This window comes from Mesorhizobium sp. WSM4844 (assembly GCF_055811775.1).
On sequence record NZ_JBVVQB010000013.1, the window covers coordinates 85,891 to 110,734 of the forward strand.

At 63.0% G+C, this 24,844-nt stretch carries 30 protein-coding genes; 16 read left to right on the plus strand and 14 right to left on the minus strand.

Annotation, left to right across the window (positions count from 1 at the left end; translation table 11 throughout):
- Positions 1–17: 17 nt before the first annotated feature.
- Positions 18–524: a DUF1993 domain-containing protein gene (locus AC0L2A_RS13385; protein ID WP_128168478.1), complete on the minus strand. Its 507-nt coding sequence runs from the start codon at positions 522–524 to the stop codon at positions 18–20.
- Between the two features lie 122 nt (positions 525–646).
- Between AC0L2A_RS13385 and AC0L2A_RS13390 the strand changes: the two genes are divergently transcribed.
- On the plus strand, positions 647–1,696 hold the full coding sequence (locus AC0L2A_RS13390) for a DUF1176 domain-containing protein (protein ID WP_473609204.1): 1,050 nt from the start codon (positions 647–649) through the stop codon (positions 1,694–1,696).
- Here the strand turns inward: AC0L2A_RS13390 and AC0L2A_RS13395 are convergent.
- Genes AC0L2A_RS13395 through AC0L2A_RS13425 form a run of 7 tightly spaced genes read right to left on the minus strand, consistent with a single transcriptional unit; the run spans position 1,693 to position 8,027 of the window.
- Entirely contained in the window at positions 1,693–2,583 is an 891-nt protein-coding gene (locus AC0L2A_RS13395) for an alpha/beta hydrolase family protein (protein WP_473609205.1), read from the minus strand. The genes AC0L2A_RS13390 and AC0L2A_RS13395 overlap by 4 nt on opposite strands.
- A 31-nt stretch (positions 2,584–2,614) precedes the next feature.
- Positions 2,615–4,237 carry an NTP transferase domain-containing protein gene (locus tag AC0L2A_RS13400; RefSeq protein WP_473609206.1) on the minus strand — a complete coding sequence of 541 codons (1,623 nt, stop codon included), beginning with the start codon at positions 4,235–4,237 and terminating at the stop codon, positions 2,615–2,617.
- Entirely contained in the window at positions 4,234–4,938 is a 705-nt protein-coding gene (locus tag AC0L2A_RS13405) for an XdhC family protein (protein WP_128173195.1), read from the minus strand. Before AC0L2A_RS13405 ends, AC0L2A_RS13400 begins: the two co-directional genes overlap by 4 nt.
- Before the next feature lie 9 nt (positions 4,939–4,947).
- The gene (locus AC0L2A_RS13410; RefSeq protein ID WP_027154201.1) at positions 4,948–5,286 is read right to left on the minus strand and encodes an XdhC family protein; all 339 of its coding nucleotides are present in this window, start codon (positions 5,284–5,286) and stop codon (positions 4,948–4,950) included.
- Between the two features lie 28 nt (positions 5,287–5,314).
- On the minus strand, positions 5,315–6,565 hold the full coding sequence (locus AC0L2A_RS13415; protein WP_473609208.1) for a vWA domain-containing protein: 1,251 nt from the start codon (positions 6,563–6,565) through the stop codon (positions 5,315–5,317).
- 4 nt (positions 6,566–6,569) lie between these two features.
- On the minus strand, positions 6,570–7,499 hold the full coding sequence (locus AC0L2A_RS13420; protein WP_473609209.1) for an AAA family ATPase: 930 nt from the start codon (positions 7,497–7,499) through the stop codon (positions 6,570–6,572).
- 33 nt (positions 7,500–7,532) lie between these two features.
- Positions 7,533–8,027 (minus strand): flavin reductase, encoded by a 495-nt coding sequence (locus AC0L2A_RS13425; protein ID WP_473494250.1) that lies wholly within the window; start codon positions 8,025–8,027, stop codon positions 7,533–7,535.
- A gap of 191 nt (positions 8,028–8,218) precedes the next feature.
- On the opposite strand from AC0L2A_RS13425, the gene AC0L2A_RS13430 reads away from it, so the two are divergent.
- Entirely contained in the window at positions 8,219–9,304 is a 1,086-nt protein-coding gene (locus AC0L2A_RS13430) for a branched-chain amino acid ABC transporter substrate-binding protein (protein ID WP_473609210.1), read from the plus strand.
- The gene (locus AC0L2A_RS13435; protein ID WP_473609249.1) at positions 9,304–10,305 is read left to right on the plus strand and encodes a P1 family peptidase; all 1,002 of its coding nucleotides are present in this window, start codon (positions 9,304–9,306) and stop codon (positions 10,303–10,305) included. Before AC0L2A_RS13430 ends, AC0L2A_RS13435 begins: the two co-directional genes overlap by 1 nt.
- A gap of 23 nt (positions 10,306–10,328) precedes the next feature.
- Here the strand turns inward: AC0L2A_RS13435 and AC0L2A_RS13440 are convergent, their stop codons facing one another.
- Positions 10,329–10,583: a DUF2171 domain-containing protein gene (locus AC0L2A_RS13440; protein WP_128246624.1), complete on the minus strand. Its 255-nt coding sequence runs from the start codon at positions 10,581–10,583 to the stop codon at positions 10,329–10,331.
- Between the two features lie 144 nt (positions 10,584–10,727).
- Here AC0L2A_RS13440 and AC0L2A_RS13445 point away from each other — a divergent pair, with 144 nt between their 5' ends.
- From AC0L2A_RS13445 to purB, 3 genes are read left to right on the plus strand one after another with little or no spacing between them, the layout of a single operon-like run.
- Positions 10,728–11,453 carry a DUF2259 domain-containing protein gene (locus tag AC0L2A_RS13445; protein ID WP_473609212.1) on the plus strand — a complete coding sequence of 242 codons (726 nt, stop codon included), beginning with the start codon at positions 10,728–10,730 and terminating at the stop codon, positions 11,451–11,453.
- Positions 11,450–11,968, plus strand: coding sequence for a hypothetical protein (locus tag AC0L2A_RS13450; RefSeq protein WP_473609213.1), 519 nt, complete (start codon positions 11,450–11,452; stop codon positions 11,966–11,968). Before AC0L2A_RS13445 ends, AC0L2A_RS13450 begins: the two co-directional genes overlap by 4 nt.
- 59 nt (positions 11,969–12,027) lie before the next feature.
- Complete coding sequence (gene purB / locus AC0L2A_RS13455; protein WP_473609214.1) at positions 12,028–13,335, plus strand: adenylosuccinate lyase; 1,308 nt, start codon at positions 12,028–12,030, stop codon at positions 13,333–13,335.
- 267 nt (positions 13,336–13,602) lie between these two features.
- On the opposite strand, the gene AC0L2A_RS13460 is transcribed toward purB, so the two are convergent.
- Positions 13,603–14,415, minus strand: a complete 813-nt coding sequence (locus AC0L2A_RS13460) for a VOC family protein (protein WP_473609216.1) — start codon at positions 14,413–14,415, stop codon at positions 13,603–13,605.
- A 253-nt stretch (positions 14,416–14,668) separates the two neighbouring features.
- Between AC0L2A_RS13460 and AC0L2A_RS13465 the strand changes: the two genes are divergently transcribed.
- On the plus strand, positions 14,669–15,217 hold the full coding sequence (locus AC0L2A_RS13465; protein WP_473507733.1) for an RBBP9/YdeN family alpha/beta hydrolase: 549 nt from the start codon (positions 14,669–14,671) through the stop codon (positions 15,215–15,217).
- On the opposite strand, the gene AC0L2A_RS13470 is transcribed toward AC0L2A_RS13465, so the two are convergent.
- Positions 15,214–15,987, minus strand: a complete 774-nt coding sequence (locus tag AC0L2A_RS13470; protein WP_473609217.1) for an HpcH/HpaI aldolase family protein — start codon at positions 15,985–15,987, stop codon at positions 15,214–15,216. The genes AC0L2A_RS13465 and AC0L2A_RS13470 overlap by 4 nt on opposite strands.
- Positions 15,988–16,199: 212 nt before the next feature.
- Positions 16,200–16,520, minus strand: a complete 321-nt coding sequence (locus tag AC0L2A_RS13475) for a DUF1476 domain-containing protein (RefSeq protein ID WP_091591813.1) — start codon at positions 16,518–16,520, stop codon at positions 16,200–16,202.
- A gap of 277 nt (positions 16,521–16,797) precedes the next feature.
- Here AC0L2A_RS13475 and purC point away from each other — a divergent pair, with 277 nt between their 5' ends.
- From purC to AC0L2A_RS13500, 5 genes are read left to right on the plus strand one after another with little or no spacing between them, the layout of a single operon-like run.
- Entirely contained in the window at positions 16,798–17,592 is a 795-nt protein-coding gene (purC, locus tag AC0L2A_RS13480; protein ID WP_023798245.1) for a phosphoribosylaminoimidazolesuccinocarboxamide synthase, read from the plus strand.
- Between the two features lie 42 nt (positions 17,593–17,634).
- Positions 17,635–17,877, plus strand: coding sequence for a phosphoribosylformylglycinamidine synthase subunit PurS (gene purS, locus AC0L2A_RS13485; protein ID WP_023798246.1), 243 nt, complete (start codon positions 17,635–17,637; stop codon positions 17,875–17,877).
- 18 nt (positions 17,878–17,895) lie between these two features.
- On the plus strand, positions 17,896–18,150 hold the full coding sequence (locus AC0L2A_RS13490) for a hypothetical protein (protein ID WP_091591367.1): 255 nt from the start codon (positions 17,896–17,898) through the stop codon (positions 18,148–18,150).
- Positions 18,147–18,815 (plus strand): phosphoribosylformylglycinamidine synthase subunit PurQ, encoded by a 669-nt coding sequence (gene purQ, locus AC0L2A_RS13495; RefSeq protein ID WP_473516259.1) that lies wholly within the window; start codon positions 18,147–18,149, stop codon positions 18,813–18,815. The genes AC0L2A_RS13490 and purQ overlap by 4 nt, the downstream gene beginning before the upstream one ends.
- Before the next feature lie 45 nt (positions 18,816–18,860).
- Positions 18,861–19,277 (plus strand): hypothetical protein, encoded by a 417-nt coding sequence (locus AC0L2A_RS13500; protein ID WP_473516260.1) that lies wholly within the window; start codon positions 18,861–18,863, stop codon positions 19,275–19,277.
- Positions 19,278–19,389: 112 nt separating this feature from the next.
- Here AC0L2A_RS13500 and AC0L2A_RS13505 read toward each other — a convergent pair whose 3' ends face one another.
- Positions 19,390–19,641: a type II toxin-antitoxin system Phd/YefM family antitoxin gene (locus tag AC0L2A_RS13505; protein WP_473609218.1), complete on the minus strand. Its 252-nt coding sequence runs from the start codon at positions 19,639–19,641 to the stop codon at positions 19,390–19,392.
- 163 nt (positions 19,642–19,804) lie between these two features.
- Positions 19,805–20,050: a DUF1127 domain-containing protein gene (locus AC0L2A_RS13510; RefSeq protein ID WP_287247473.1), complete on the minus strand. Its 246-nt coding sequence runs from the start codon at positions 20,048–20,050 to the stop codon at positions 19,805–19,807.
- Between the two features lie 93 nt (positions 20,051–20,143).
- On the opposite strand from AC0L2A_RS13510, the gene AC0L2A_RS13515 reads away from it, so the two are divergent.
- The 4 genes from AC0L2A_RS13515 to grxD all read left to right on the plus strand — a co-directional run bounded on the left by AC0L2A_RS13515 (position 20,144) and on the right by grxD (position 24,751).
- The gene (locus AC0L2A_RS13515) at positions 20,144–21,556 is read left to right on the plus strand and encodes an aminotransferase-like domain-containing protein (protein WP_473481737.1); all 1,413 of its coding nucleotides are present in this window, start codon (positions 20,144–20,146) and stop codon (positions 21,554–21,556) included.
- 129 nt (positions 21,557–21,685) lie between these two features.
- Positions 21,686–23,926 (plus strand): phosphoribosylformylglycinamidine synthase subunit PurL, encoded by a 2,241-nt coding sequence (gene purL / locus AC0L2A_RS13520; RefSeq protein WP_473609220.1) that lies wholly within the window; start codon positions 21,686–21,688, stop codon positions 23,924–23,926.
- Positions 23,927–24,006: 80 nt separating this feature from the next.
- A complete protein-coding gene (locus AC0L2A_RS13525; protein ID WP_023798252.1) occupies positions 24,007–24,240 on the plus strand; it encodes a BolA/IbaG family iron-sulfur metabolism protein in 234 nt (77 codons plus the stop codon).
- A 175-nt stretch (positions 24,241–24,415) separates the two neighbouring features.
- Positions 24,416–24,751: a Grx4 family monothiol glutaredoxin gene (gene grxD, locus AC0L2A_RS13530; protein WP_023798253.1), complete on the plus strand. Its 336-nt coding sequence runs from the start codon at positions 24,416–24,418 to the stop codon at positions 24,749–24,751.
- Positions 24,752–24,844: the final 93 nt, after the last annotated feature.

Genomic DNA, 24,844 nt, shown 5'->3' on the forward strand with positions numbered 1-24,844 from the left:
ATCTCCCTCGCCATTCTTCAACGCGATCCCATGAAAATCGCCTTGCTCAGCGGCACGCCATTGTGGCGCAGGATGTCGTAGGCCGTGGTCACGTGGAAATAGAAATTGGGCATGGCGAGATGCAGCAGATACTGCATGCCGGCCATCGAGAATTCGCGCTGGCCAAGCTTCAGCTCGATCATTCTGTCATCGGAGCCGTCCATATCGGCAGCCGAGAATGTCGCCAGAAGGTCGACGGTCTTGGCGATTCGCGCCTGGAGATCGGCAAAGCTCGCCTCGTTGTCTTCGTATTTCGGCACCTCGCGACCGGCAAGCCGCGACGGCGCGCCCTTGGCGTGGTCGGTGGCGATCTGCACCTGTCTGGTCAACGCATACATGTCCGGCGCCAGCCTCGACGTCAAAAACACCTGCGGATCGATCTTGCGGTCGAGCGCATTCTGCTCGGCGATGTTCAGCACGTTGGATAGCGCCTTCAACCTGGCCGAAAACACCGGCACGGACGCTTCGTACATCGATATGGTCACGTGACACTCCTATCCCGGCGGGAACGCCGACGGCGGCAGCTAGCGCCTCCGCCAGCGATTCTTCAAGCGTCACCGCGTCGCCGCAATCGCTATGATAGGATTTCCCACGGTGGAGATTCCCGATGAGAAGCGCCCTTTTTGCAGCGACCGCTTTTTTCTCCCTTGCCGTGACAGGCCAACCGGTGCTCGCCGCCGAAGCGCCTTATGTCGACGACAGGTCGGACGCCGAAGCGGTCATCCGCTCGTTCTACAGCGCCATCAACCGGCAAGAATTCGCGCGCGCCTGGGACTATTTCGGCGAAACCAAGCCGGTCCAGGATTTCGACGCCTTCGTCAAGGGCTATGACGGCACCGAAAGGGTCGAGGTCAAAACCGGTGGCATGTCCGAAGACGGTGCGGCCGGCAGCATCTATTACAATGTTCCGGTCGCCATCCGGGCGACAGCCAAGGACGGCAGCGAAAATGTCTTTGCCGGATGCTACACGCTGCGCCAGGTCAACGCCTCGATCCAGGAACCGCCATTCCGCCCGATCTTCATCGACAAGGGCGCGCTGAAACCGTCCAAGGCCGAATTCGAGGACGCCATGCCGGCAAGCTGCGGCGACGCACCGCCGCCGCCGAAGAAGGATGCGGCGCTGGAGCAGGCCAAGAAGGCGTTTGCGGCCGCTTATGGCGACCAGTGCGACAAGGAAATGCCTGGCGGCGAGCCCTTGGCAGAGCCGGACGCCTACTCCCTGCGCTACAAGGATGCCGGCGCCGAGGCCGATCAGCCCGAACGCGAGACGCGGCTGTTTCGCTTCTTCTGCTCGATGGCTGCCTACAATGAGAGTGCCGTCTACTATGTCCACGACGATGTGTCAGGCGTCCGGCAGCTGCAGTTCGCCTCGCCGGAACTCGATATCCACTATGAGAACAACGATAGCGAAGGCAAGGTCGAGGCGATCAACGTCACCGGCTTCCAGACCGACGACCAGCTGGTCAATTCCGAGTATGACGACGCCACCAAGACGATCTCTTCGCTCAACAAGTGGCGCGGTGTCGGCGATGCCGCGTCGGCCGGCACCTATCTGTTTCGCAACGGCAATTTCTCGCTGGTGCAGTACGATGTCGACGCCTCCTACGACGGCGAGATCAACCCGCAGACGGTGGTGGACTACAACACACCGCCTTAAGGGGCCTCCGACAGCATCCAGTTGAGCGTGCCGCGCCAGTCGGTCATGCGGATCGGCGTACCGTGCGTGCCGGTCTCGAAGCGGACAAAGCGGGCCGGATAGGTTTTCGATTTGGCCAGGATCGAACGGAAGAAGGCTTCCTGTTTCTCGACTGGAAACACCGGGTCCTTGCTGCCCTGGCCAAAGAAGACCGGAACCCGGCGGCTGAAGGCCGGGCTCGAGAGGAAACTTTCATCCCACAGCGAACCGAGCAGCAGCAGCCCGCCGATGCGGCCGCCAGTATCCTTGCGGACGGCCAGCTTCCAGCATAGTGCGCCGCCCATCGAGCCGCAGGCGACGAAGATCTTCGCGCCCGGCGACCGTTCGGCATAGTGGCCGATCAGCGCGGCGATCTGGGCAGCACCTGTGTCGCCGAAATCGGAGAAGTCCGGCGACAGATAGAGGCCGCCATTGCCGGCCATCAGGTTCTTGGTGCGGTTGAAATTGCCGCCGAAGGTGAAATCGTCGACGCCCTGCTTACGGCTGCCGCCCTGCCCGTGGAGATAGAGCACGATGATGCCGGCGCCTTGTGTGCGACCGACGGCGACGTGGCGGATATTGCCGGCGTCGGTCTTCAGCAGCAGATCCTGCTGCACCTTGCGCACACCGGTGTCGACATACTGCGCCTGCGCGCGGCGCTCCGGCACTTTGTCGCGGGCGTTGATATCGCGCAGCTCGCGATAATCGACGACTGTATAGGCACCCTCGGACGAGAGGATGGCCGGATAGGCGAACAGATCGTCTTTGAAGGGCTTTAGCGTGAGGTCGTCGGCGTAAGCGGCGCAAGAAAACAAGAAAAATATTAAAGTCAGAAGGGCGCAGGGGGATAGGACGGTACGAACAGCCATCCCACAGGCATCGTTTTTCGGCCTCGGTTTGTCAATCCTGCAGCACGCCGCCGGCGCCCGCCAGCGCCTCGGGGGTGTCGACATCGATGGACGCTGCCTTGCCGATCTCGACATCGATGACATCGAGCCCCTCGGCCTCGACCAGATGGCGCGCGCCGGTATCGCCTTCGAGATGAGCGATCGCCGCAAACAGCGAACGCGGCAGCAACACAGGATTGCCTCGCTTTCCCTCATGCGAGGCCCGCACCACCGATCGGCCCTCGAATTTGCGGAATGCATCGATCAGCCTGTCGAGGTCGGCTGACGCGATGCCAGGCATGTCGCCAAGCACGATCATGGCGCCGGCAGCATCGGCTCTGACCCGCGCGATGCCGGCCTTCAGCGATGAAGACAGGCCCTCGGCGAAATCCGGATTATCGGCGAAAGTCACATCCAGTCCCGACAACGCGGCGCGCACACGCTCGCGCTGATGGCCGGTGACGATGACGGTGCCCGAAGCTTTGGAGCCGAGCGCGCGCTCGGCGCTGCGGCGCACCAGCGGCTGGCCGTCGAACAGCGCCAGCAGCTTGTTCGGGCCGCCCATGCGGCTGGAGCGGCCGGCGGCCAGCAGCACGATATCGACCTTCAACTCGGCACTCTCAGACTTTGGCGCCGGCAGCGGCTCGCGCGGCTGTGGCCGGGTCGGGATTTCCATCAACAGACCGCCGACACCCATGCCGGCAATATCCTTGGCCGTCACGTCGAGACCGGCGATCAACCTGTCGAGAACCCAGTCGAAGCCGTTCTCCTTGGGGCTGCGGGCGCAGCCCGGCGCGCCGATGACGCGCTTGCCGGCAAGCGCGCCGAGCACCAGGAGATTTCCGGGATCGACCGGCATGCCGGCGCGAGTGACGGTGCCGCCGGCCTTCTCGATCGCTGCCGGGATGACGTCGCCAAAATCGCTCATCGCCGATGCGCCGAAGATCACCACAATATCGTTGTCGCGCGCCAGCGAGCCCGCAGCCTCCGCAACGGCGCCAATTTCGTGCGGCGTGCGGCGCTCGGCCGTCAGCCGGCCACCCGAGCGCGCAAGACGGGCTTCGGTGACCCGCAATGTCTTGTCGAGCACACTCGGCTTGATGCCGGGCAGAACCGTCTGGATGACGCCGACACGCACCGGCTGATAGGCATTGACGGCAAAGATCTCGCCGCTGGCGCAGATCCTTGCCACCGCATCGACCAGGGCGGAAGCAACGGCGAAGGGAATGATCTTCACGGTTGCGACCATCTGGCCGTTTTCGACCGGTGCGTGCTGCGCCAGCGTGGCGATGGTGATGGTCGGATCGACGGCGTTGATGGCGTTGATCATCGCGGCATCGACCGTGAAGATACCGGCCGCCCGGGCGTGTAGATTAACCCGGCCGGTCGCGGCGGGCTTCGCCTCGACATTGCGATGGATCATGCTTTCGGCGATCTTTTCGGCGGCAGCGTCCTCGCTCAAATCATCGGGAGCAAGAATAGCCGCGACAACCTCCGAAATCCCTGCTGACTTGAGCAAAGACACATCCTCGGCGCTCAGCCTGTGTGCCTTGCGCAAGCGCCGTTCTCCGGCCGTGGTGGCATGCGCCAGCACTGCGCCTTCGGCCGTATCTACGGGGATTGGCCCAAACTTCACGCCACCGCGTCCTTGGATTCGAGGCCGCGTGAACGAAACGCCTGGATCGCTTGCGCCAACACCGCCACAGCTATTTCGGCCGGGCTCGCCGCACCGATATCGAGACCGATCGGCGCGTGGATGCGCGCGATCTGGTCGGCGGTCGCGCCCAATGCCAGCAGGCGTTCGACCCGCTTCGCATGGGTCTTGCGGCTGCCGAGCGCCCCGACATAGAAGCAGTTGGCGTCGAGCGCCGCCTTCAGCGCGAAATCGTCGATCTTCGGATCATGGGTGACGGCGGCCAGCGCCGTAAAGCTGTCGAGCGGCTGGCGCTTCAGGATATCCTCCGGCCATTCGGCATGCAGCGCGACATCGGGAAAGCGGTCTGCGGTGGCAAAGGCCGTGCGCGGATCGACGATCTCCACCGGGTAGCCGGCGATCCTGGCCATCGGCGCCAGTGCCTGGCTGATATGGACTGCGCCGATCACCACCAGGCGCGGCTGCGGCAGGTAGGCGTTGAGGAAGAAGGTTCGCCCTTCCGCCTCGACCGACCCGGAATTGCCTGATCGAAACGCCTTGGCGATCGCAGCGCCCAATTCGCCGGCGACCTGATCGCCCTCCCGCACGATACGATCGCGGCCATCGCCGAGATCGGTGACCAGGATCACCGCGCGGCGGGCGCGGCGTTCGGCGTTCAGCGTCTTCAGCGCATACGGATCCATAGTGCTGGCCTAACCCAACCGCTCGACATAGACCTTGATGCGGCCACCGCAAGACAGGCCGACCTGCCAGGCGGTCTCGTCGGCGACGCCGAATTCCAGCATCTTGGCCTTGCCGCTGTCGATGACGTCGACCGCCTCAGTGACCACCGCGCCTTCGACGCAGCCACCAGAGACGGAGCCGTGGAAATTGCCGTCCGCGTCGATGACAAGGTGGCTGCCGACCGGGCGCGGCGCCGAGCCCCAGGTCTCGACCACGGTGGCAATCGCGACATCCTTGCCGTCTTTCATCCAGCCTTCCGCGATGATCAGCGGATCGCGGGCCTCATCGAGATAAATGCTGTTTTCCATCACCGTTTCTCCCGGAGAAAACATATGACTATGCTGCGTCTCTCGCGCCACCCTCAATCCATCTGCGTGGGTCGACGGAGCGCGCCGAAGTCTTGTCCAGCGACGCGCACAGGTCGGCGAGCGCATCGAGATTGTGCACCGAGCGAAATTCGTCGACATGCGGCAGCATCGCCTTGACGCCGCGGGCGCGCGCCGCGAAGCCGTCGAAGCGCAGCAGCGGGTTCAGCCAGATCAGCCGCCGGCAGGATTTGCGCAGGCGCTCCATTTCCTCCGACAGGCCGGCAACGTCGTCGCGCTCCAGCCCGTCGGTGATCAGGAGAACCACCGCACCTTGCCCCAGCACACGCCGCGACCACAGCCGGTTGAATTCGCCCATCGTATCGCCGATGCGGGTGCCGCCCGACCAGTCCATCACCGCCGCCGAACAGTCGGCGAGTGCTGCGTCTGGATCGCGATGGCGCATCTGCCGCGTCAGATTTGTCAGCCTGGTGCCGAAAACGAAGGCGTGCACGCGCCGGCGCTTTTCGGTCAGCGCATGCAGAAAATGCAGGAAGATGCGCGTGTACTGGCTCATCGAACCGGAAATATCGGCAAGCACGACCAGCGGCGGGTGAACCTCGCGGGCTGAACGGAATTTCGGCAGGATCAATTCGCCGCCGGTGCGCGCAGCGGAACGCATCATGGCGCGCGGATCAATACGGCGACCATGCGCATGAGACTTGAAGCGGCGTGTCCTGACCATGTTGAAGGGCAGCCGCAACTCGGCGATCGCCTTCTTGGCGTCAATCATCTCGGCGGCGTTCATCTGGGCAAAATCCTTGCCCCTCAGCACCTCGTTGCCGGAAAATGTGAAGCGGGCGTCGACCTCGATCTCGGGGATTTCCTGCGCCGGCTGGTTCTTCTGGTGGCCCTCGAACATCGCCTGGCTGACGCGGTTTTCTGCAGCCCGCGGCTTTTGCTTCTCTCTGATATCAGGCGCCACCGGCGAAAACATCGCCAGCATCTTTTCGATCAGTTCGTGCGATTTCCAGAACAGCCGGAAGGTTTCGTCGAAGGTGGGGTGATCTTCGTGCCGCGATACCAGCACGGCATGAAGCGTCCAGTAGAAATCGTCGCGGGAACCGATGCCGGCGGCCAGCACCGCCTCGATGGCATCCTTGACCGAGGCCGGGCCGACCCGCATGCCGGCCTTGCGCAAGGTGCGGGCGAAATAGACGATGTTATCGGCGATCCGCCCGTCCGGCGTTGCCTCTTTCGGTTCGGGACGCAGCGTTGCCATCGCCCTACTCCGCCGCCGAAAGCTCGGCCTTCACCTCGTTGAGGATGCGCCGGCTTTCGCCCTGCTCGATACGGGCAATGTCGTCCTGGTATTTCAGCAGCACGCCGATCGTGTCGGAAACGGTTTCCGGATCGAGCGCCACCTTGTCGAGTTCGGTCAGCGCGCCGGCCCAGTCGATGGTCTCGGCCACACCCGGCACCTTGAACAGTTCGATCTGGCGCAGCTTCTGGATGAACGAAACCACCTCAGCCGACAGCCGGCTGTTGGCCTGCGGCACTTTCCGGCGCACGATTTCCAGCTCGCGCTCGGCATTCGGGTAATCGACCCAATGATAGAGGCAGCGCCGCTTCAGCGCGTCGTGGATCTCGCGGGTGCGGTTGGTGGTGATGATGACGATCGGCGGCTCCTCCGCCTTGATCGTGCCGAGCTCGGGCACCGTGACCTGGAAGTCGGAGAGGATTTCGAGCAGGAACGCCTCGAAGGCCTCATCGGTGCGGTCGAGCTCGTCGATCAGGAAGACCGGGGCGGCGCCCGCCTTGCCGGTCAGCGCGTCGAGCACCGGGCGGCGGATCAGGTATTTTTCGGAAAAGACGTTGCGTTCCATGTCGGAGCGGTCAACCTTGCCGGCCGCCTCCTCCATGCGGATCTCGATCATCTGCGCGGCGTAATTCCACTCGTAGACGGCCGAAGAGACATCAAGGCCTTCATAGCATTGCAGGCGGATCAGCCGGCGGCCGAGCGCTTGCGCCAGCACCTTGGCGATCTCGGTCTTGCCGACGCCGGCCTCGCCCTCGAGGAACAGCGGCCGTTTCATGCGCAGCGACAAGAACAGCACGGTCGCCAGCGACCGGTCCGCCACATAGTCCGCGCCGGTCAGGAGATCGAGCGTCTCATCGATCGTCCGCGGCGTAGCGCGTGGTTTCAACCCGGTCATTCTCTCTCCGTGCGTGCGGCCCATCCAGAGCCTCTACAGAGCGTGATAGCCGCGGTCGTGATAGATCAGCGGCCGCAAATTATCGCCGATACGCAGGCCTGTCACCTTGCCAAAAAGCACACGGTGGGTGGCCAGATCCTTGGTATCGATCAGTTCGCAGTCGAACACGGCAAGCGCGCCCTTCAGTGTCGGCGCGCCGGTCGAGATCATATCCCACTCGCCGAGCGCGAAGCGTTCCTCGACGGGCAGGCCGGTGAGGCCGGAAAAGCCGACCGACAGCGCCTCCTGGTCCGAAGCCAGCGCGTTCAAGGCGAACCTGCCATTCTTCACGAACGGCTCGTTCTTGGGATTTTCGCGATTGAGGCAGACCAGGACGGTCGGCGGCGTGTCCGACACCGAACAGGCTGCAATGACAGTCGCACCCCGCCTGCCGGCGGAACCATCGGTGGTGACCACATGGACGTGGCCGGCAAAATGGGCCATCGCGTCGCGATAGGCCTGCGGCCCTATGTCGTTCTTCTTCAGCACCGGCGATTTCCATTGGTTTGAAGCGAGATGAACCCAACCGTTATATATGGCGGCATATTGCATGCCACAAGCGAAGTGGTTGACATGCATCCTGAATTTCGCGTGTTGCGTGAAAGCTGACCAGCCTTTAGGTCTTGGCAGGAAGTGGCGCCGGCAAACACGCGACCGGCGCGGAGGAAATCTTCGCTCGCATGCGACCCCGGACAATAGGCACGACAACGACAATAACGGTGCTGGCCTGGCTGTCTCTCGCCGGTGATGCGAACGCTGAGACGCTGCTGGTCGGTGTCGCGGCACCACTGTCCGGGCCGTCGGCGACCCTCGGCAAGCAGATCGAGGCGGGCGCCGGCCTGGCAGCAGCGGCAAACGGTGCTCAACTCAAGGTTGTCGACGACGCCTGCACGGCCGATGGCGGGGCTGCCGCGGCGAGGGAATTCGTTGCGGCGAAGGTCGGCGTGGTCGTCGGCTTCCTCTGCACCGAGGCGATCGAGGCGGCACTGCCGATCCTGAAGGACGCCGACATACCGGTCATCACCGTTGGCGTGCGCACCGAAAGCCTGACCGACCGGCGCGCCAAGACCGGCTGGCCGATCTTTCGGCTTGGGCCGCGTGGCGATGACGAGCGCAACGCCGTCGCCATCAATCTCACCCGCCAATGGCAGAACGAGCTGTTCGCCATCATCGACGACGGCACGATTTACGGCCGCGAAATCGCCGAGACGCTTCGGGCGGCAGCCGAGCAGGCGGCGCTGAAACCGGTGTTCGTCGACACATTCAGGCCGCAGCTCGACAACCAGATCGGGCTGATCGGGCGGCTGAGGAAGGCCGGCGCAACGCATGTCTTCGCCGGCGGCGACGGCGAAGACATCGCCATCATGGGCCGCGACGCCGGCCAACTCGATGCCGGCATCGTTTTTGCCGGCGGCGAAGCGCTGCGCACAGCGCCCGGCGACGTGCCTTATGCCACGGGCACGCTGATGTTTGCGCCGCCCGAATGGGCCGATGTCGCCGACTCCGAGGTGCTCGAAAGCTTTGCCGCACAAAAGATCGTGCCGGAGGGCTACACGCTGCCGGCCTATGCAGCGGTCGAGATCGCCAAGGCGGCGACAGCCTTGGCGGAACCCCCCGGCAAGCCACTGGCCGATGCGCTCGCCGCGCATGACTTCAGCACCGCGATCGGACCGATCCGCTTTGACGGCAAGGGCGACTTGACCGAAAACCTATATCGGGTCTTCCGTTTCAACGGCGCAAATTTCGTGCCGGCGGAGGCCAAATGATGTTTCGCACCGGGCCGCGCAATCTCATCACCGATGTCGCCGGCCTGCGTGTCGGCAACGCTTCCGATGCGAGGCTGAAGTCCGGGGTGACCACCATCGTCTGCGACGAGCCGGCAGTGGCCGGTGTGCAGATCCTGGGCGGTGCGCCGGGCACCCGCGAGACCGACCTGCTCGAGCCGCACAATTCGATCGAGGCGATCCATGCCGTGGTGCTTTCGGGCGGCTCGGCGTTCGGTCTCGATGCCGCCTCCGGCGTGCAGGCGGCACTACGCGAAAACGGCATCGGCGTGGAGGTCGGCGGCTTTCGCGTGCCGATCGTGCCGGCGGCGATCCTGTTCGACCTGCGCAACGGCGGCGACAAGGACTGGGGCCGCTATCCGCCCTACCGCGATCTCGGCTATGAGGCGGCACAGGCAGTCGGCATCGATTTTCCGCTCGGCACGGTCGGCGCGGGCACCGGTGCCCTGAGTTCCGGCCTCAAGGGCGGCCTCGGATCGGCCTCGACGATGCTCGACAGCGGCGTCACCATCGGCGCACTCGTCGCCGTCAATCCGACCGGCTCGGTGACGATCGCCCGAAGCAGGCACTTCTGGGCAGCGCCCTTCGAGATCGGCGACGAGTTCGGTGGACTCGGTTATCCCACGCCGATGCCGAAGGACGCGAAAAGGATCCTGCTGAAATTTCGCGACAAGCACGTCGGAGGCAACACGACCATCGCCGTCATCGCCACGGACGCCCTTCTCACCAAGGCCGCCGCAAAACGCCTGGCGATATCAGCGCATGACGGCTTCGTGCGCGCCATTTGGCCGACACATACGCCAGCCGACGGCGATCTGGTTTTCGCGCTGGCGACCGGCAAGAGCGGCATCGAGCTCGCGCCCAACGACGCCATCGAGCTTTACGCCGCGGCCGGCGCCACCATGGCGCGCGCCATCAGCCGCGGCGTCTTTGCCGCAACGCCCGCCGATGGCGACCTGTTTCCGGTCTGGTCGTCGCGCTGAATGCGGGCTGCCGTGGCCCGTCATCAGGTGGGGTCGGATTTTTCCTCCTCGAACGTGACCGCGACATCCGAATTTGCCGACAGCCGGACTTTCTGGCCCTCGACTTCGGCTACGAGGCTGAGCGGAATGAAGTGGTGATGCCCCCTGTGGGCGCCCTCGCCGCTGTCGCGCTTGGTCAGCTTGATTCGGTGTCCCTCAACTTTGTCGACAGTGCCGACATGGACGCCGTCGGCGCCGATCACTTCCATATGTTCGCGAATGCTGGCTGCATCGGTCATTGTGGGTTGTTCTCCATTTCAAGCTGCCAACATAAACAAATGACGGCACGATTGGATGCATCGGGTTGCGTCTCAGAGGGCACGACGTTTTGACGATGTCGTGATAGTGATCGAAACAACGCTGGCTGCTCAAACGGAAATCCGATGCGAATTCTCGTCCTGTTTGCTGTGTCCCTCCTTGCCCAGTTTGCAACTTCGCTCGCCGCGCATGCCGGCGATGTTGCCGAGCTTGAAATCCTCGGCTTCACTGGGGATGGCGGCGCCTTCGCCTTCGAGGAGTATGGTGTCCAGGACGGGTCGGGGTTTCCCTATGCCAATCGCTATTACATCAACACCGCCGACGACAGTTTTCTCAAGGGCACGCCGATCAGGGTGCGGCTTGACGACGAGAACGCAACGCTCGACGCGGCGCGCCTTGCAGCCCGGCAGAAAGGTGAAGCTATCATCAAACAGGCGGAATTGACGGCGAATCGCGGCATCACCGCCGGCTCCAACCCGGTGACCGAGCTTTCGGCCGATCCGTTCCGCATGGTGGTCAACCCGCGGCCGATCTTTTCGCCGGTCGATGATCCGCTCGAGTTCCGACTCGACGAGATCGGCATGAACCATACCGAAACCTGCCAAAACCTTGGCGAGATCAACGGCTTTCGCCTGTTGCGCATCGAGGCGAAAGGCGGCGGCAAGACTGAACTCCTGCAGGAAGACAAGTCGATCCCCAAAAGCAGAGGCTGCCCGAACGGCTATCGAATCGGCGCGGTGCAGACATTTTCCATGCAGGGCCTCAGCGCCTATGCCGTGCTGATCGCGGTGCGCCAGTACGGCTTCGAAGGGCCTGACTATCGCTGGATCGCGGTGACCGGCCGGCTGTGACGTCGCTCCCCGCCATACGCAACGGCGTCCTGGATCGCATCCGCAAGGCCTTGCCGTCGCCGTCCGCCGCAGTTTGCGGCGCCCTGCTGTGGGCCGCCGCGATGGGCGCCAGCGCACTTGTCAATCTGCTGCTGGACGACTGGGTGACCCCGGCAAATATCCGCTTCGTCTCGTTGCTCTATGCGGCGGGCGGTGCGCTCGCCTTTCCGGTTGGTCTGTTCCTGGCGCGGCTCGTCTCGCTCGGGCGGCATTGGCAAGTAGCCTTGGCGGCCGCGTTTGTCTGCCTTCTTGCCACCACGATCGGCTTCACCGGTGGGCTCTTTGCGCTGCAATACCGTTCATACTATGCCCAGTGGCATGAACCTGCACTGACCATTGGCTGGTCCATCCAGTTCGTGCACACCATGGCAACGGCGTTCTATCAATTCATCGTGCTGGGTATCCGGCTCTATTTTCCGCTCGGTTTCAGCGCGCTTGCTCTCGCCAGCATCTGGTTTGCGCGGCAGCAGCGTTGAGCATTTTGTCTGCCTCTGTTACGACGCGGGCGAACGCCCTCGCAAGTCAGGACTGACCGATGATCCCTCGCTACTCCCGGCCGGAAATGGTGGCCATCTGGTCGCCCGAAACCCGGTTCCGCATCTGGTTCGAGATCGAGGCCCACGCTTGCGACGCGCTGGCCGAGCTCGGCGTGATCCCGAAGGAGGCCGCCAAAACCATCTGGGAAAAAGGCGGTGCCGCCAAGTTCGACGTCGATGCGATCGACGAGATCGAGCGCGTCACCAAGCACGACGTCATCGCCTTCCTCACCCACCTCGGCGAATTCGTCGGGCCGGACGCCCGCTTCATTCATCAGGGCATGACCTCCTCGGACGTTCTCGACACCTGCTTTGCCGTGCAGCTCACCCGCGCCAGCGACATCCTTCTGGCCGACATCGACGGCCTGCTTGCGGCGCTCAAGCGCCGCGCCTTCGAACACAAGGACACCGTCACCATCGGTCGCAGCCACGGCATCCATGCCGAGCCGACCACCTTCGGCGTCAAGCTGGCGCAGGCCTATGCCGAATTCTCGCGCTGCCGCGAGCGGCTGGTGCACGCGCGCGAGGATATTGCGACATGCGCCATATCAGGTGCAGTCGGCACCTTCGCCAATATCGATCCCTATGTCGAAGAGCATGTGGCGAAGCAACTCGGATTGAAGCCGGAGCCGGTGTCGACGCAGGTGATCCCGCGCGACCGCCATGCGATGTTCTTTGCGACGCTCGCTGTCATCGCCTCGTCGATCGAACGGCTGGCGACAGAAATCCGCCATCTGCAGCGCACCGAGGTGCTGGAGGCCGAAGAGTATTTTTCGCCCGGGCAAAAGGGCTCGTCAGCGATGCCGCACAAGCGTAACCCGGTGCTGACCGAAAACCTCACCGGGCTTGCGCGCATGGTGCGTTCGTTCGCGATGCCGGCGATGGAGAACGTGGCGCTCTGGCACGAGCGCGACATTTCGCATTCGTCGGTCGAGCGCATGATTGGCCCGGATGCGACTGTTACGCTCGATTTCGCGCTATCGCGGCTGACCAGTGTCATCGACAGATTGCTCGTCTATCCCGACAACATGCTGAAGAACATGAACAAGTTCCGCGGCCTCGTGCATTCGCAGCGTGTGCTGCTGGCGCTGACCCAGGCCGGCGTCAGCCGTGAGGACGCCTACCGGCTGGTGCAGCGAAACGCCATGAAGGTATGGGAGCAAGGCGCTGATTTCCTTGAGGAACTTTTGGCCGACAAGGAGGTCACCGCAGCCTTGCCCGAGGCCGAAATTCGTGAAAAATTCGACCTTGGCTATCATACCAAGCATGTCGACACGATCTTCAAGCGGGTGTTCGGAGAAGCTTGATTTGACCGGTCCCAGCCGGCGGCTCCAAGCACCCCTCATCCGACCTCGCTTTGCGAGGCCACCTTCTCCCACAAGGGGAGAAGGTAAGACGCCATCGACCTCGTCGCCAACCATCAAACTGCGAGATTTGCCGAGGCGCAAACGGCTGGCTCGCCCTTCTCCCCTTGTGGGAGAAGGTGGATCGGCGCGTAGCGCCGAGACGGATGAGGGGTGTTCCAGCCTAGCGCAGCCTTCACCTGCTCAGCGCGCACCGTCAGGTTCGAGGAATCAAGCCTTGCCAGGAACGGTCCTGATCACCGTTCCCCACGGGTCCTCGCGCGTCGCTGCATCAGTCACGTTGTCGGACCGCATTTCGACCCAGGCGAGGCCGGACCGGGAAGGATCGCGACGGCCGGCGCCGGCGCTCTGCCACGAATTGGCGCCGATGTGGTGATGGTAGCCGCCTGATGACAGGAACACCGCCGCGCCACCATATTTCGCCATGGTATCGAAGCCGAATTCCTGGTGCCACCAGGCCTCGGCGTCTTCCGGCCGTCCGACGCGCAGATGGACATGGCCGATGATGCTGTTGTCCGGCATGCCCTGCCAGGCGGCATCGCCGGCCGGCACGTCGGCGACGACCGACGAAATGTTGAGCCGTTCGGTCGCCATCGCTATCTTGTCACCATTCCACTTCCAGTCCTCATGGCGGCGGTCGGCGTAGATCTCGATGCCGTTGCCTTCAGGATCGGTCAGGTAAAGTGCCTCGCTGACCAGATGGTCCGATGCGCCTTCGATGCCGATCTTGTTGGCGATGGCATGGTTGATCCAGCGCCCGAGGTCGGCCCGGCTGGGCAGCAGGAAGGCAGTGTGAAACAGGCCGGCGCTGCGCGGATCGTCGGGCTTCGCCGCTGCATCCGCCTCGATGTCGAGCAAGGGACGATTGGCGGCGCCCAGCGTGATCGTGCCCCCGGCGCGGCTCAGTTCCCGCAGACCGACGACGTTGCGATAATAGGCAGCGAGATTTTCGGCATCGCGCGCGCGCAACGCGACGCGGGCAACACTGACCGGGGTCGTGGCGGCAAAGGGCAGTTCGCTCATGAAAGTCTCCGTTTGGGCGGCCTTCGACGAAATCTCCAAAGCCAGGAGCCCGGCGCTACCTACCATTGTTCGTCGTGTCAGTTCCAAATCCTGGGTCTCATGTACACGGCAGTTTCCTTTCCCGATGACAGATCGTCGATCGCGATCGTTCACACAAGACGGCAAGAAGCGAACATGGTGTTCACTATTTGTGAGTATCGCACCGATCATCATCACGGTTGCACGAAACCGTGTCCCTCGCTACATGCGCGCCATGAAAGTCAGGGATGCAGACATTCTCATCGTGCCGGGCTACACCAATTCCGGTCCCGACCATTGGCAGAGCCGCTGGCAATCGAAATTGTCGACGGCGCGGCGCGTCGAGCAGGCGGAATGGTCGAAGCCAGTGCGCGAAGACTGGACGGCGAGCGTGGCGAAGGCGGTCAACGAGGCCGAGCGACCGGTCGTTGTCGTCGCGCATTCGCTCGGCGTCGCCGCCGTGATCCAGGCAATGCCGCAGTTCCAGCGTCGGGTCGCCGGAGCCTTCTTCGTGGCGCCGCCCGACGTCGCCAATCCAGAGATAAAACCCAGGCACCTGATGACCTTCGGGCCTTATCCGCGTGAGCCGCTGGCATTTCCCTCGGTGGTGATCGCCAGCCGCAACGACCCGTTCTGCACGTTCGAGGTGGCCGAGGACATTGCCGGCGCCTGGGGCTCGCTGTTCATCGACGCCGGCGAGGCCGGACATCTCAACGCCGATGCCGGCTTCGGCCCTTGGCCCGAAGGCTCGATGACTTTTGCGAAATTCCTGACCGACCTTTAGGGGCCTATCGAGTCCCTCACGCTCTTCAGCAGGGTTTTTGCCCCCAGCCCGATCAGCGCGTGCTCGGAGCCCATCGCCAGCAGCCGGTAGCCCATCGACACCACACGGCCGGCGATGGCCGGCTCGATGACGTAGATCGCGGCATGCTTGCCAGCCTTGCGCGTCCGCTCGGCGATCGAGGCGACTGTTTCCATCATGCTTTCGAGCGTCGAGTTGACGGCGGCGCCGTTCGACCAGGCAATCGAAAAATCCGATGGGCCTAGGAAGATGCCGTCGATACCCGGCGTGTCGAGGATGCCGTCGAGTGCATCGAGCGCGGCGCGCGTCTCGACCATGGCGAAGGCCATGGTGCGCGCGTTGCTGTCGCGCAGCCAGTCGGCATAATCGCCCTTGCCATGACGCGGAAAGGCGTAAGTCGGGCCCCAGGAACGCTCGCCGAGCGGCGGATACTTCATGGCGGCAGCGAACAGCCTGGCGTCCGCCACCGAATTCACCATCGGCGCAATCACCGCCTCGGCGCCGAAATCGAGCGCGCGGCTGGCCATGTCGAAGCGGCCGACCGGAATACGCACCAGCGCCGGTTTGCTGGCGGCCAGCAGCGGCGCAAGGCCGCGCAGCACGCTGTCCTCATGATGTCCGCCATGCTGCATGTCGAGGGTGACGGCATCGAAACCCTGTCTGGCAAGAATCTCGACCGTCAGGGCATCAGGCACGCCGGACCATGCGGTGCACAAGGTTTCATCGGCCGCAAGGCGTGACTTGAGGGACATGGGCGCCTTCCTTATTCGACCTCGCATCGGCCCAAAATCGCCGACAAAGTCGGCCCGACGCGAGGAGTCAAAGTTTTAGAGCGTACTTTCCGAATGGATGCACGTCACTCTAATGCAGTTCAGCCGGAAACAGCTGCAAAGGCAAAGAAAAACCGCCCGGAGGGGCGAGGCGGTCGATTGGTCCAGCGTGTCGATTGGCTCAGAGCAAAGGGTCAGGTGTTCTTGATCTGCTCGATTGCCTGCGCCATCAGATCGTCCATGGTGCGGCGAATCTGGTGGTCCGACTGGACGACCCCGGCTTCGTCGAAATCCTTGCGGATCTTGCGGAAAACGTCGTGGTCGCCGGCTTCCTCGATATCGGCGAGGACGACCTGGCTGGCATAGGCTTCGGCGTCGGCCCCGGCCTTGCCGAGCTTTTCGGCGGCCCACAGGCCGAGCGCCTTGTTGCGGCGGGCCGCAGCCTTGAACCGGAGTTCCTCGTCGATTACGAACTTGCGCTCGAAGCCCTCCTCGCGATCTTTCATGCTGCTCATGGCATCCCTCCGGTCAAATCCGATTTGGTTGGCAGTTGAAATATGTGTCTTGCCCAGCACAAACCAAAAGGCCGCGGGCCGGTCAATATGCTACATCACTTGCTGCGCTGCGGCATTTCATTCCGGAAAGCGGTGATTGAAAGGATTTGCCGATTGAGCAAACACTGCGATTGGGATAGACACCGGCATTGAACCCCTACCGTTGCCGCACTAATTTAGGCGTACGGACAGGAACTGGTCGCTTGCCGCCTGCCCGGAAATCCAGAGAAAAGATCAGATGAAAAATCGCCGCCGCATTTATGAAGGCAAGGCCAAGATCCTCTATGAGGGCCCTGAGCCGGGAACACTGATCCAGTTCTTCAAGGACGACGCGACCGCTTTCAACAAGAAGAAGCACGAAATCGTCGATGGCAAGGGCGTGCTCAACAACCGCATTTCCGAGCACATCTTCAACCATCTCAACCGGATGGGCATTCCGACCCATTTCATCCGCCGGCTCAACATGCGCGAGCAGCTGATCAAGGAAGTCGAGATCATCCCGCTCGAGGTGGTCGTGCGCAATGTCGCCGCCGGCTCGCTGGCCAAGCGTCTAGGCATCGAGGAGGGCACCGTGCTGCCGCGCTCGATCATCGAATTCTATTACAAGGCCGATGCGCTCGACGACCCAATGGTGTCTGAAGAGCACATCACCGCTTTCGGCTGGGCAAGCCCGCAGGAGATCGACGACGTCATGGCGCTGGCCATCCGCGTCAACGACTTCCTCTCCGGCTTGTTCATGGGCGTCGGCATCCAGCTTGTCGACTTCAAGATCGAATGTGGCCGGCTGTTCGAAGGCGACATGATGCGCATCGTCGTTGCCGACGAGATCTCGCCGGACTCGTGCCGTCTGTGGGACGTGGCGACCCAGGACAAGCTCGACAAGGATCGATTCCGCCGCGACATGGGCGGTCTGGTCGAAGCCTATCAGGAAGTCGCCCGCCGCCTCGGCATCATGAACGAGAACGAGCCGCCGCGTCCCGCCGGGCCGGTGCTCGTCGCCTCGACCGATGGCCTCAAAGGCAAGCCGCACTGAGATTTCTTGCCGCTCAACACGTCGAACAGGAGCATGTCCAGCGTGATCAAGGCCCGCATTACCGTCACTCTCAAGAACGGCGTGCTCGACCCGCAAGGCAAGGCGATCGAACACGCATTGTCCGGGATGGGCTTTGACGGCGTCGGCCAGGTTCGGCAGGGCAAGGTTTTCGACGTCGAGCTTGCTGAGAGCGACAAGGCCAAGGCCGAAGCCGATCTCAAAGCCATGTGCGACAAGCTTCTGGCGAATACGGTGATTGAGAACTATAGTGTGGCCATTACCTGAGGTTGTGCCGGAGGGCAGATGGCCGAGATTGATGGAAGCTTGATATTTGAAGTCCTCAAGTCCATTCAGTCGCGTCTGGACAGGATGGATTTGACGCTCGGGGAGGTAAAGTCCGAGCTTGGCTCTATCCGCGGCCATCTCATCGCCACCGAGGGCGACGTGAAGAACATTTATGGCGTACTGGCTCGCCAGGACGAGCGCCTGGAACATATTGAACGCCGCTTAGACCTGCGCGAGCTTGCCGAAGCCCAGAGGCCTTACGAACCGAAATGAAATCAGCCGTTGTTCTTCTCCCGGGCCTCAACCGTGACCGCGACATGATCGCGGCGCTGACCAAGATTTCGGGAACGCCGCCGGTCACGGTCTGGCAGACCGATACCGAAATCCCAGACGTCGACCTGATCGCCATTCCCGGTGGCTTCTCCTTCGGCGATTATCTGCGCTGCGGCGCCATTGCGGCGCGCATGCCGGTGATGCGGGCGGTCGCCGAAAAGGCGGCCAAGGGCGTGATGGTCATTGGCGTCTGCAACGGCTTCCAGATCCTGGTCGAGGCCGGCCTCTTGCCGGGCGCCTTGATGCGCAACACGTCGCTGAAATTCGTCTGCCGACAGGTCAAGCTGCAGATCGCCAACGCCAACACAATGTTCACCCGCCGCTACCAGCCGGGCCAGATCATCCGCTCGCCGGTGGCGCATCATGACGGCAATTACTTTGCCAACGCCGAGACGCTGCGCAGGCTCGAAGGCGAAGGCCAGGTCGTGTTCCGCTATGCCGAAGGCACCAATCCCAACGGCTCGATCAACGACATTGCCGGCATCATCAACGGCCAGGGCAATGTGCTCGGCCTGATGCCGCATCCCGAGAACCTGATCGAAGCGGCGCATGGCGGCAGCGACGGCCGGGCGCTGTTCGAAAGTGCGCTTGGCATCGCCGCTTGATATCTTCAGCGTTCATCTTTTTTCCGAATTCGAAATAGGCGCCGCATGAGCCCGAGACAGACGATCGCCCGCCTCGCTCTTGTCGCCGCCGCCGGCCTTGTGCTCGCCTCCTGCCAGTCGAAGCCGAAGAACGCGCCGGCGCCTTCGGGCAAGAGTGCGGCGCTGCTTGCCATGGAACAGGTGGCGATCGCCGCCCACAAATGCTGGATCGCTAGCAAGGATCCCGCTTTCAAGCCCTATCAGATGGCCAACGAGCTGAATTCGTTCACCGGCACGCCGCGCTTCCTGCTGGTTCCGGTCAAGCATTATGGCGGAAAGCCGTTGCTGGTCGTGCAGGCACAGGGCAATTCACGCCGGGTTGACGTGTACGGTCCGCTGATGGCCGAACCGCTCGGCGCACGCATCGGCTCGGATATCGCGCGTTGGCAGACAGGCAACCCGGCCTGCGGTGCGGCTGCATAGGGCGGTGAGCCGCTGCCTGCAGGTCGGCCGCGCCTTGCGTCCGCTTTCCTCCCCCCGGTCATACTCCCGCGCCCACAGATAGGAATAGAGAATAATCTGTCCGTGATCCGGCTCAGTCATCCCGGTCATCGTCGCGGGCGACGGCATCGAGGCCGGCGAGAAGCTCTTCGCGTTCCTCGGCCGACAGGTCCTCGACACGGTGTGCCCGCTGGGCGCTACGGCCGGCGAGACGGTCGAACTGCTCCGCCGTCAGGAGAACGAACTTGCGCTTGCCGCGCTTGGTGATGTCGACAGGGCCGCGGAACGCCGCCTCCACAACCTCGCCGGATTTGTTACCGAGATCTGTGAGGGTGAAACTCGGCATAATGATTTCCCTTCATTACCCCGAAAATAGGCGAATTAGCTGTTTTCAGCAATAGCATATTCATCGGGACTCGCGGGGCGAGAATGCAGTGAAGGTCTGCGAATGCATCGTCTGCTCGCGATACCATCCCCGCTATTCGAGACGGGGCACGCGAGACATATTCTCAGTCCCAGAACGGCCTCAGACCCTCACGATGGGCGTCGGCACGCGAGATGCCGATATCCCTGAGCTGATCGTCGGTCATCTCCAGCAAGACCAGCCGGCTGCGCCGGCGATCCAGCAAGTTGCCGATCCGGTTTGCGAGTGAGTTGACCATTCGCACCAAGCGACGGACATAGCCTTGACGGCCTGACGGGCGGGCTCCGGGCAATCCAGCTCTCATGTAACGGATTGTATCGATTGCAGCCATTTTCTTGCTACCAAAATTCGAGATTGTACCTATTTGTTGCCCGGTCACATATGTATTGACTCTCAAAACGGTGCAATATAGAAAATTGTCACCATGACAAATTGGCTTCCCGACCTGTCCGCCGGCTCCGGGCCGCTCTATCAGCGGCTTGCAGATTCCATCGAAACGGACATCGACCGTGGCTTGATCGCCGCCGGGGCAAAATTGCCGCCGCAGCGCGATCTGGCATACGACATCGGCACGACCGTCGGCACGGTCGGCAGGGCCTACCAATTGTTGCGCGAGCGGGGCCTGGTGAGCGGCGAAGTCGGACGCGGAACCTATGTGCTTGGCCGGCATGACACCAAGACCGATCTGCTGGCGCCCGACCCGCAGGTGGAAGGCACGCGCTATATCGATGCGCCTCGCGGCAAGCTGCGCTTCGACAGCACGGCTGCGCCTGATACCGGCCAGGGCGCCATTGTCGCCGATGTGCTTTCGCGCACGGCGCAGGAGCATCCGTACGAGATTTCAAGCTATACGCGGGATTTTCCCAACCGCTGGGTCGAGGCCGGCTGCAGCTGGCTGTCGCGAAATTCGTTTCGCCCAAGCCCCGATGGCATCGTTCCGACGCTCGGCACCCATGCCGCGGTTATGGCGGCGATTGCCGCGCTGACCACGCCCGGCGACTATATCGTCTTCGAGCACCTCACCTATTCGCAGATTTCTCGCAGCGCCGGCCTGATCGGCCGCCGCACCGCGCTGGTGACGTCGGACGCGGAAGGGCTCGATCCGGAGGATTTCGAGCGCGTCTGCGCGCAAAAACACCCGAAAATGATGTTTTTGATGCCGACGGCCAAGAACCCTACATTGGTGACGCTGTCGGCAACGCGCCGTGAGGCCATCGCCCGCATCGCGCGCGAATACAATGTCATCCTGATCGAGGACGATCTCTATGGCGATCTGACCGACGACCCGACGCCGCTCCTGGCCGAATATGCCCCCGAACGGACCATCGTCGCCGGCGGCCTGTCGAAATCGGTTGCGGCCGGCGTTCGCGGCGGCTGGCTCGCCTGTCCGCCGGCCTATCGTCACCGCATCCGGGTCGCTCACAAGATGCTGACGGGCGGCCTCCCCTTCCTGCTGGCGGAACTGTGCAGCCGGCTGGTTCTGTCCGGCCAGGCCAGCGAGATGCGCAAGCGCAGCATCGTCGAGATCAACGCGCGCGTGGCGATCGTGCGCGAGACACTAGCCGGGTTCGACTTCAACGCACTAGACAATGTGCCCTTCATCTGGCTCACCCTGCCCGATCCATGGCTTTCCGGCACCTTCAAGAACGCCTGTCTCGAACATGGCGTGCTCATCGACGATGAGGACGAGTTCAAGGCCGGCCGTTCCGAGCAGGTTTTTCACGGCGTGCGGTTTGGCGTTTCACAGCCGGAGCGACGAGAGGACATCGCGGGCGGTGTCGGCGTGATCCGGCGGCTGCTGGACGAGGGCCGCGCCGGCTACGACAGTTTCTCCTGAACCGGCTTGAAACCGGCGGGCCGAGTGGCGATCTTTCGCTACTGCATCGTTTTTGTCGCTTGATGGGTGTATCGGCTGCAAAGCTTGCGATAAGACGGGACTCGATCCCAAGGACATAAATTGCCGCCCATGACCATTTCCAATTCCGTGCCGATCACTCCGGAACTCATTGCCGCGCACGGGCTGAAGCCCGACGAATATCAGCGCATCCTCGACCTGGTCGGGCGCGAGCCGAGCTTTACCGAGCTCGGCATCTTTTCGGCGATGTGGAACGAGCACTGCTCGTATAAATCCTCGAAAAAGTGGCTGCGCACGCTGCCCACCACCGGGCCGCAGGTCATCCAGGGCCCGGGCGAGAATGCCGGCGTGGTCGATATCGGCGACGGCGACTGCGTCGTCTTCAAGATGGAGAGCCACAACCACCCCTCCTTCATCGAGCCCTATCAGGGTGCGGCGACCGGCGTCGGCGGCATCCTGCGCGATGTCTTCACCATGGGCGCCCGGCCGATCGCGGCAATGAACGCGCTGCGCTTCGGCGCGCCGAACCATCCCAAGACCAGGCACCTGGTTGCCGGCGTCGTTGCCGGCGTCGGCAGCTACGGCAATTCGTTCGGCGTGCCGACGGTCGGCGGCGAAGTCAATTTCGACGCGCGCTACAATGGCAACATCCTGGTCAACGCCTTTGCGGCGGGGCTGGCCAAGACCGATGCGATCTTCCTGTCGGAAGCCAAGGGCGTCGGTCTGCCGGTCGTCTATCTCGGCGCCAAGACCGGCCGCGACGGTGTCGGCGGCGCCACCATGGCCTCGGCCGAATTCGACGACAGGATCGACGAGAAGCGGCCCACCGTTCAGGTCGGCGACCCGTTCACCGAAAAATGCCTGCTCGAAGCCTGCCTCGAACTGATGGCGTCCGGCGCCGTCATCGCCATCCAGGACATGGGTGCTGCCGGCCTCACCTGCTCGGCGGTCGAGATGGGCGCCAAGGGCGACCTCGGCATCGAGCTCGACCTCGACAAGGTGCCGGTGCGCGAGGAGCGCATGAGCGCCTATGAGATGATGCTGTCGGAGAGCCAGGAGCGCATGCTGATGGTGCTGCGCCCCGAAAAGGAAAAGCAAGCCGAGGCGATCTTCCACAAATGGGGCCTCGACTTCGCCATCGTCGGCAAGACAACCGACGATCTGCGCTTTCGCGTGCTGCACCAGGGCGACGAAGTCGCCAATCTGCCGATCAAGGACCTTGGCGACCAGGCGCCGGAATATGACCGTCCCTGGACCGAGCCGAAGAAGCCGGCGCCGCTGGCGGCCGGCGATGCACCGCAAGCGGATGTCGCCGAGGCGCTGCTGAAACTGCTTGGCGGGCCCGACCTGTCCTCGCGCCGCTGGGTATGGGAACAATACGACACGCTGATCCAGGGCAATTCGCTGCAGCTTCCGGGCGGCGATGCCGGCGTGGTGCGCGTCGAGGGCCATCCGACCAAGGCGCTCGCCTTCTCCTCCGACGTGACGCCGCGCTATTGCGAGGCCGACCCTTACGAGGGCGGCAAGCAGGCGGTGGCCGAATGCTGGCGCAATCTTACCGCCACCGGCGCGCTGCCGCTCGCGGCCACCGACAACCTCAATTTTGGTAATCCGGAACGACCCGAGATCATGGGCCAGTTGGTCGGCGCCGTGAAAGGCATCGGCGACGCCTGCCGCGCGCTCGGCTTTCCGATCGTCTCCGGCAATGTCTCGCTCTACAACGAAACCAACGGGCAAGGCATCTTGCCGACGCCGACCATCGGCGGCGTCGGACTGATCGCCGACTGGTCCCAGATGGCGCGGATCGGCTTTGCCGCCGAGGGCCAGATGATCCTGCTGGTCGGCGCGCCGTCGATGTGGGGAACGCATCTCGCCCAGTCGGCCTATATGCGCGACATCCATCGCCGCACCGATGGCCCGCCGCCGCCGGTCGACCTCGACCACGAAAAGCGCGTCGGCGACCATGTGCGCGCCCTGATCGCCTCCGGCGTCGTCACATCAGCGCATGACGTTTCCGATGGCGGCATTGCCGTCGCGCTGGCCGAGATGGCGATGGCGTCCGGCATCGGCGCAACCGTCCCCGGCCTGGTCGGGTCCGACCCGATCCCGGTCTGGTTCGGCGAGGATCAGGGCCGCTATCTCTTGACGCTGTCGATCGATCCGCAAAGCAAGGAATGGGACGCTATTCGCGAACAGCAGAGCAAGCTCGGCATCTTCGCGCCGTGGATCGGCTCGACCGGCGGCCGCGACCTGAAACTTGGCGAGGCGCGGGCGATCCCTGTCGGCGAATTGACCGCTGCCCACGAATCCTGGTTTCCTCGCTTCATGGCAAATGAGGTCGTGGACCCCTGATTTGATCGAGCGGGGTCGTTGCGGTGTGGTTCATCCGCCGTTTCGATCATATCTATGATATCTGAACAAGGAATCCTCGCATGGCAATGGACGCGCACGACATCGAACGGCTGATCAAGGAAGGCATTCCGGACGCCAAGGTGACGATTCGCGACCTGGCCGGCGACGGCGACCATTATGCGGCCGAAGTGGTGGCCGAAAGCTTTCGCGGCAAAAGCCGCGTCCAGCAGCATCAGATGGTCTATGACGCGCTGAAGGGCAATATGGGCGGCGTGCTGCACGCGCTCGCTCTGCAGACCAGCGTGCCGGAGTAAGCTTTTTTGGGGCCTTGCTGGCTTGGGAAAATAGCCGTCCGATGCTCTTGGCCCAGGCCATCCTTTGCGCCATTTGCGTGACGAGGGCGGCAAACGTCTTGTTTCAGGCAACCTATGGGTTTATTTGAAAGGGAATGTTTCGAGCCCGACTCCCGCGGGCATGAAAGGATTTTCTATGAGCGGTATCAACGACTACATCGACAGCGAAGTGAAGGCTAACGACGTCGTTCTCTTCATGAAGGGCACGCCCGGTTTTCCGCAATGCGGATTTTCCGGTCAGGTCGTGCAGATCCTCGACTATATCGGGGCCGACTACAAGGGCGTCGACGTGCTGACCTCGGCCGAGCTGCGGCAAGGTATCAAGGAATACTCCAACTGGCCGACGATCCCTCAGCTCTACGTCAAGGGTGAGTTCGTCGGCGGTTGCGACATCGTCCGCGAGATGTTCCAGGCTGGCGAACTGCAGACGTTCCTCGTCGAAAAGGGCGTCAGCGTCAAAGGCGCCGCCTGACGAACATTTAGGGCACTTCGCCAAGCTGATTATCTCCCCGGTATCGGGGCACAAGACGAATGAATGCGCCGGTGCGCCGGCGCTTTTTCGTTT

Bases quoted from the DNA above. Each gene is read 5' to 3' on its own strand.
- AC0L2A_RS13390 (WP_473609204.1), top strand. From the start codon at position 647: ATGAGAAGCGCCCTTTTTGCAGCGACCGCTTTTTTCTCCCTTGCCGTG.
- AC0L2A_RS13395 (WP_473609205.1), bottom strand. From the start codon at position 2,583: ATGGCTGTTCGTACCGTCCTATCCCCCTGCGCCCTTCTGACTTTAATA.
- AC0L2A_RS13405 (WP_128173195.1), bottom strand. From the start codon at position 4,938: ATGGATCCGTATGCGCTGAAGACGCTGAACGCCGAACGCCGCGCCCGC.
- AC0L2A_RS13410 (WP_027154201.1), bottom strand. From the start codon at position 5,286: ATGGAAAACAGCATTTATCTCGATGAGGCCCGCGATCCGCTGATCATC.
- AC0L2A_RS13415 (WP_473609208.1), bottom strand. From the start codon at position 6,565: ATGGCAACGCTGCGTCCCGAACCGAAAGAGGCAACGCCGGACGGGCGG.
- AC0L2A_RS13420 (WP_473609209.1), bottom strand. From the start codon at position 7,499: ATGACCGGGTTGAAACCACGCGCTACGCCGCGGACGATCGATGAGACG.
- AC0L2A_RS13430 (WP_473609210.1), top strand. From the start codon at position 8,219: ATGCGACCCCGGACAATAGGCACGACAACGACAATAACGGTGCTGGCC.
- AC0L2A_RS13435 (WP_473609249.1), top strand. From the start codon at position 9,304: ATGTTTCGCACCGGGCCGCGCAATCTCATCACCGATGTCGCCGGCCTG.
- AC0L2A_RS13440 (WP_128246624.1), bottom strand. From the start codon at position 10,583: ATGACCGATGCAGCCAGCATTCGCGAACATATGGAAGTGATCGGCGCC.
- AC0L2A_RS13445 (WP_473609212.1), top strand. From the start codon at position 10,728: ATGCGAATTCTCGTCCTGTTTGCTGTGTCCCTCCTTGCCCAGTTTGCA.
- purB (WP_473609214.1), top strand. From the start codon at position 12,028: ATGATCCCTCGCTACTCCCGGCCGGAAATGGTGGCCATCTGGTCGCCC.
- AC0L2A_RS13460 (WP_473609216.1), bottom strand. From the start codon at position 14,415: ATGAGCGAACTGCCCTTTGCCGCCACGACCCCGGTCAGTGTTGCCCGC.
- AC0L2A_RS13465 (WP_473507733.1), top strand. From the start codon at position 14,669: ATGAAAGTCAGGGATGCAGACATTCTCATCGTGCCGGGCTACACCAAT.
- AC0L2A_RS13470 (WP_473609217.1), bottom strand. From the start codon at position 15,987: ATGTCCCTCAAGTCACGCCTTGCGGCCGATGAAACCTTGTGCACCGCA.
- AC0L2A_RS13475 (WP_091591813.1), bottom strand. From the start codon at position 16,520: ATGAGCAGCATGAAAGATCGCGAGGAGGGCTTCGAGCGCAAGTTCGTA.
- purC (WP_023798245.1), top strand. From the start codon at position 16,798: ATGAAAAATCGCCGCCGCATTTATGAAGGCAAGGCCAAGATCCTCTAT.
- AC0L2A_RS13490 (WP_091591367.1), top strand. From the start codon at position 17,896: ATGGCCGAGATTGATGGAAGCTTGATATTTGAAGTCCTCAAGTCCATT.
- purQ (WP_473516259.1), top strand. From the start codon at position 18,147: ATGAAATCAGCCGTTGTTCTTCTCCCGGGCCTCAACCGTGACCGCGAC.
- AC0L2A_RS13500 (WP_473516260.1), top strand. From the start codon at position 18,861: ATGAGCCCGAGACAGACGATCGCCCGCCTCGCTCTTGTCGCCGCCGCC.
- AC0L2A_RS13505 (WP_473609218.1), bottom strand. From the start codon at position 19,641: ATGCCGAGTTTCACCCTCACAGATCTCGGTAACAAATCCGGCGAGGTT.
- AC0L2A_RS13510 (WP_287247473.1), bottom strand. From the start codon at position 20,050: ATGGCTGCAATCGATACAATCCGTTACATGAGAGCTGGATTGCCCGGA.
- AC0L2A_RS13515 (WP_473481737.1), top strand. From the start codon at position 20,144: ATGACAAATTGGCTTCCCGACCTGTCCGCCGGCTCCGGGCCGCTCTAT.
- purL (WP_473609220.1), top strand. From the start codon at position 21,686: ATGACCATTTCCAATTCCGTGCCGATCACTCCGGAACTCATTGCCGCG.
- AC0L2A_RS13525 (WP_023798252.1), top strand. From the start codon at position 24,007: ATGGCAATGGACGCGCACGACATCGAACGGCTGATCAAGGAAGGCATT.
- grxD (WP_023798253.1), top strand. From the start codon at position 24,416: ATGAGCGGTATCAACGACTACATCGACAGCGAAGTGAAGGCTAACGAC.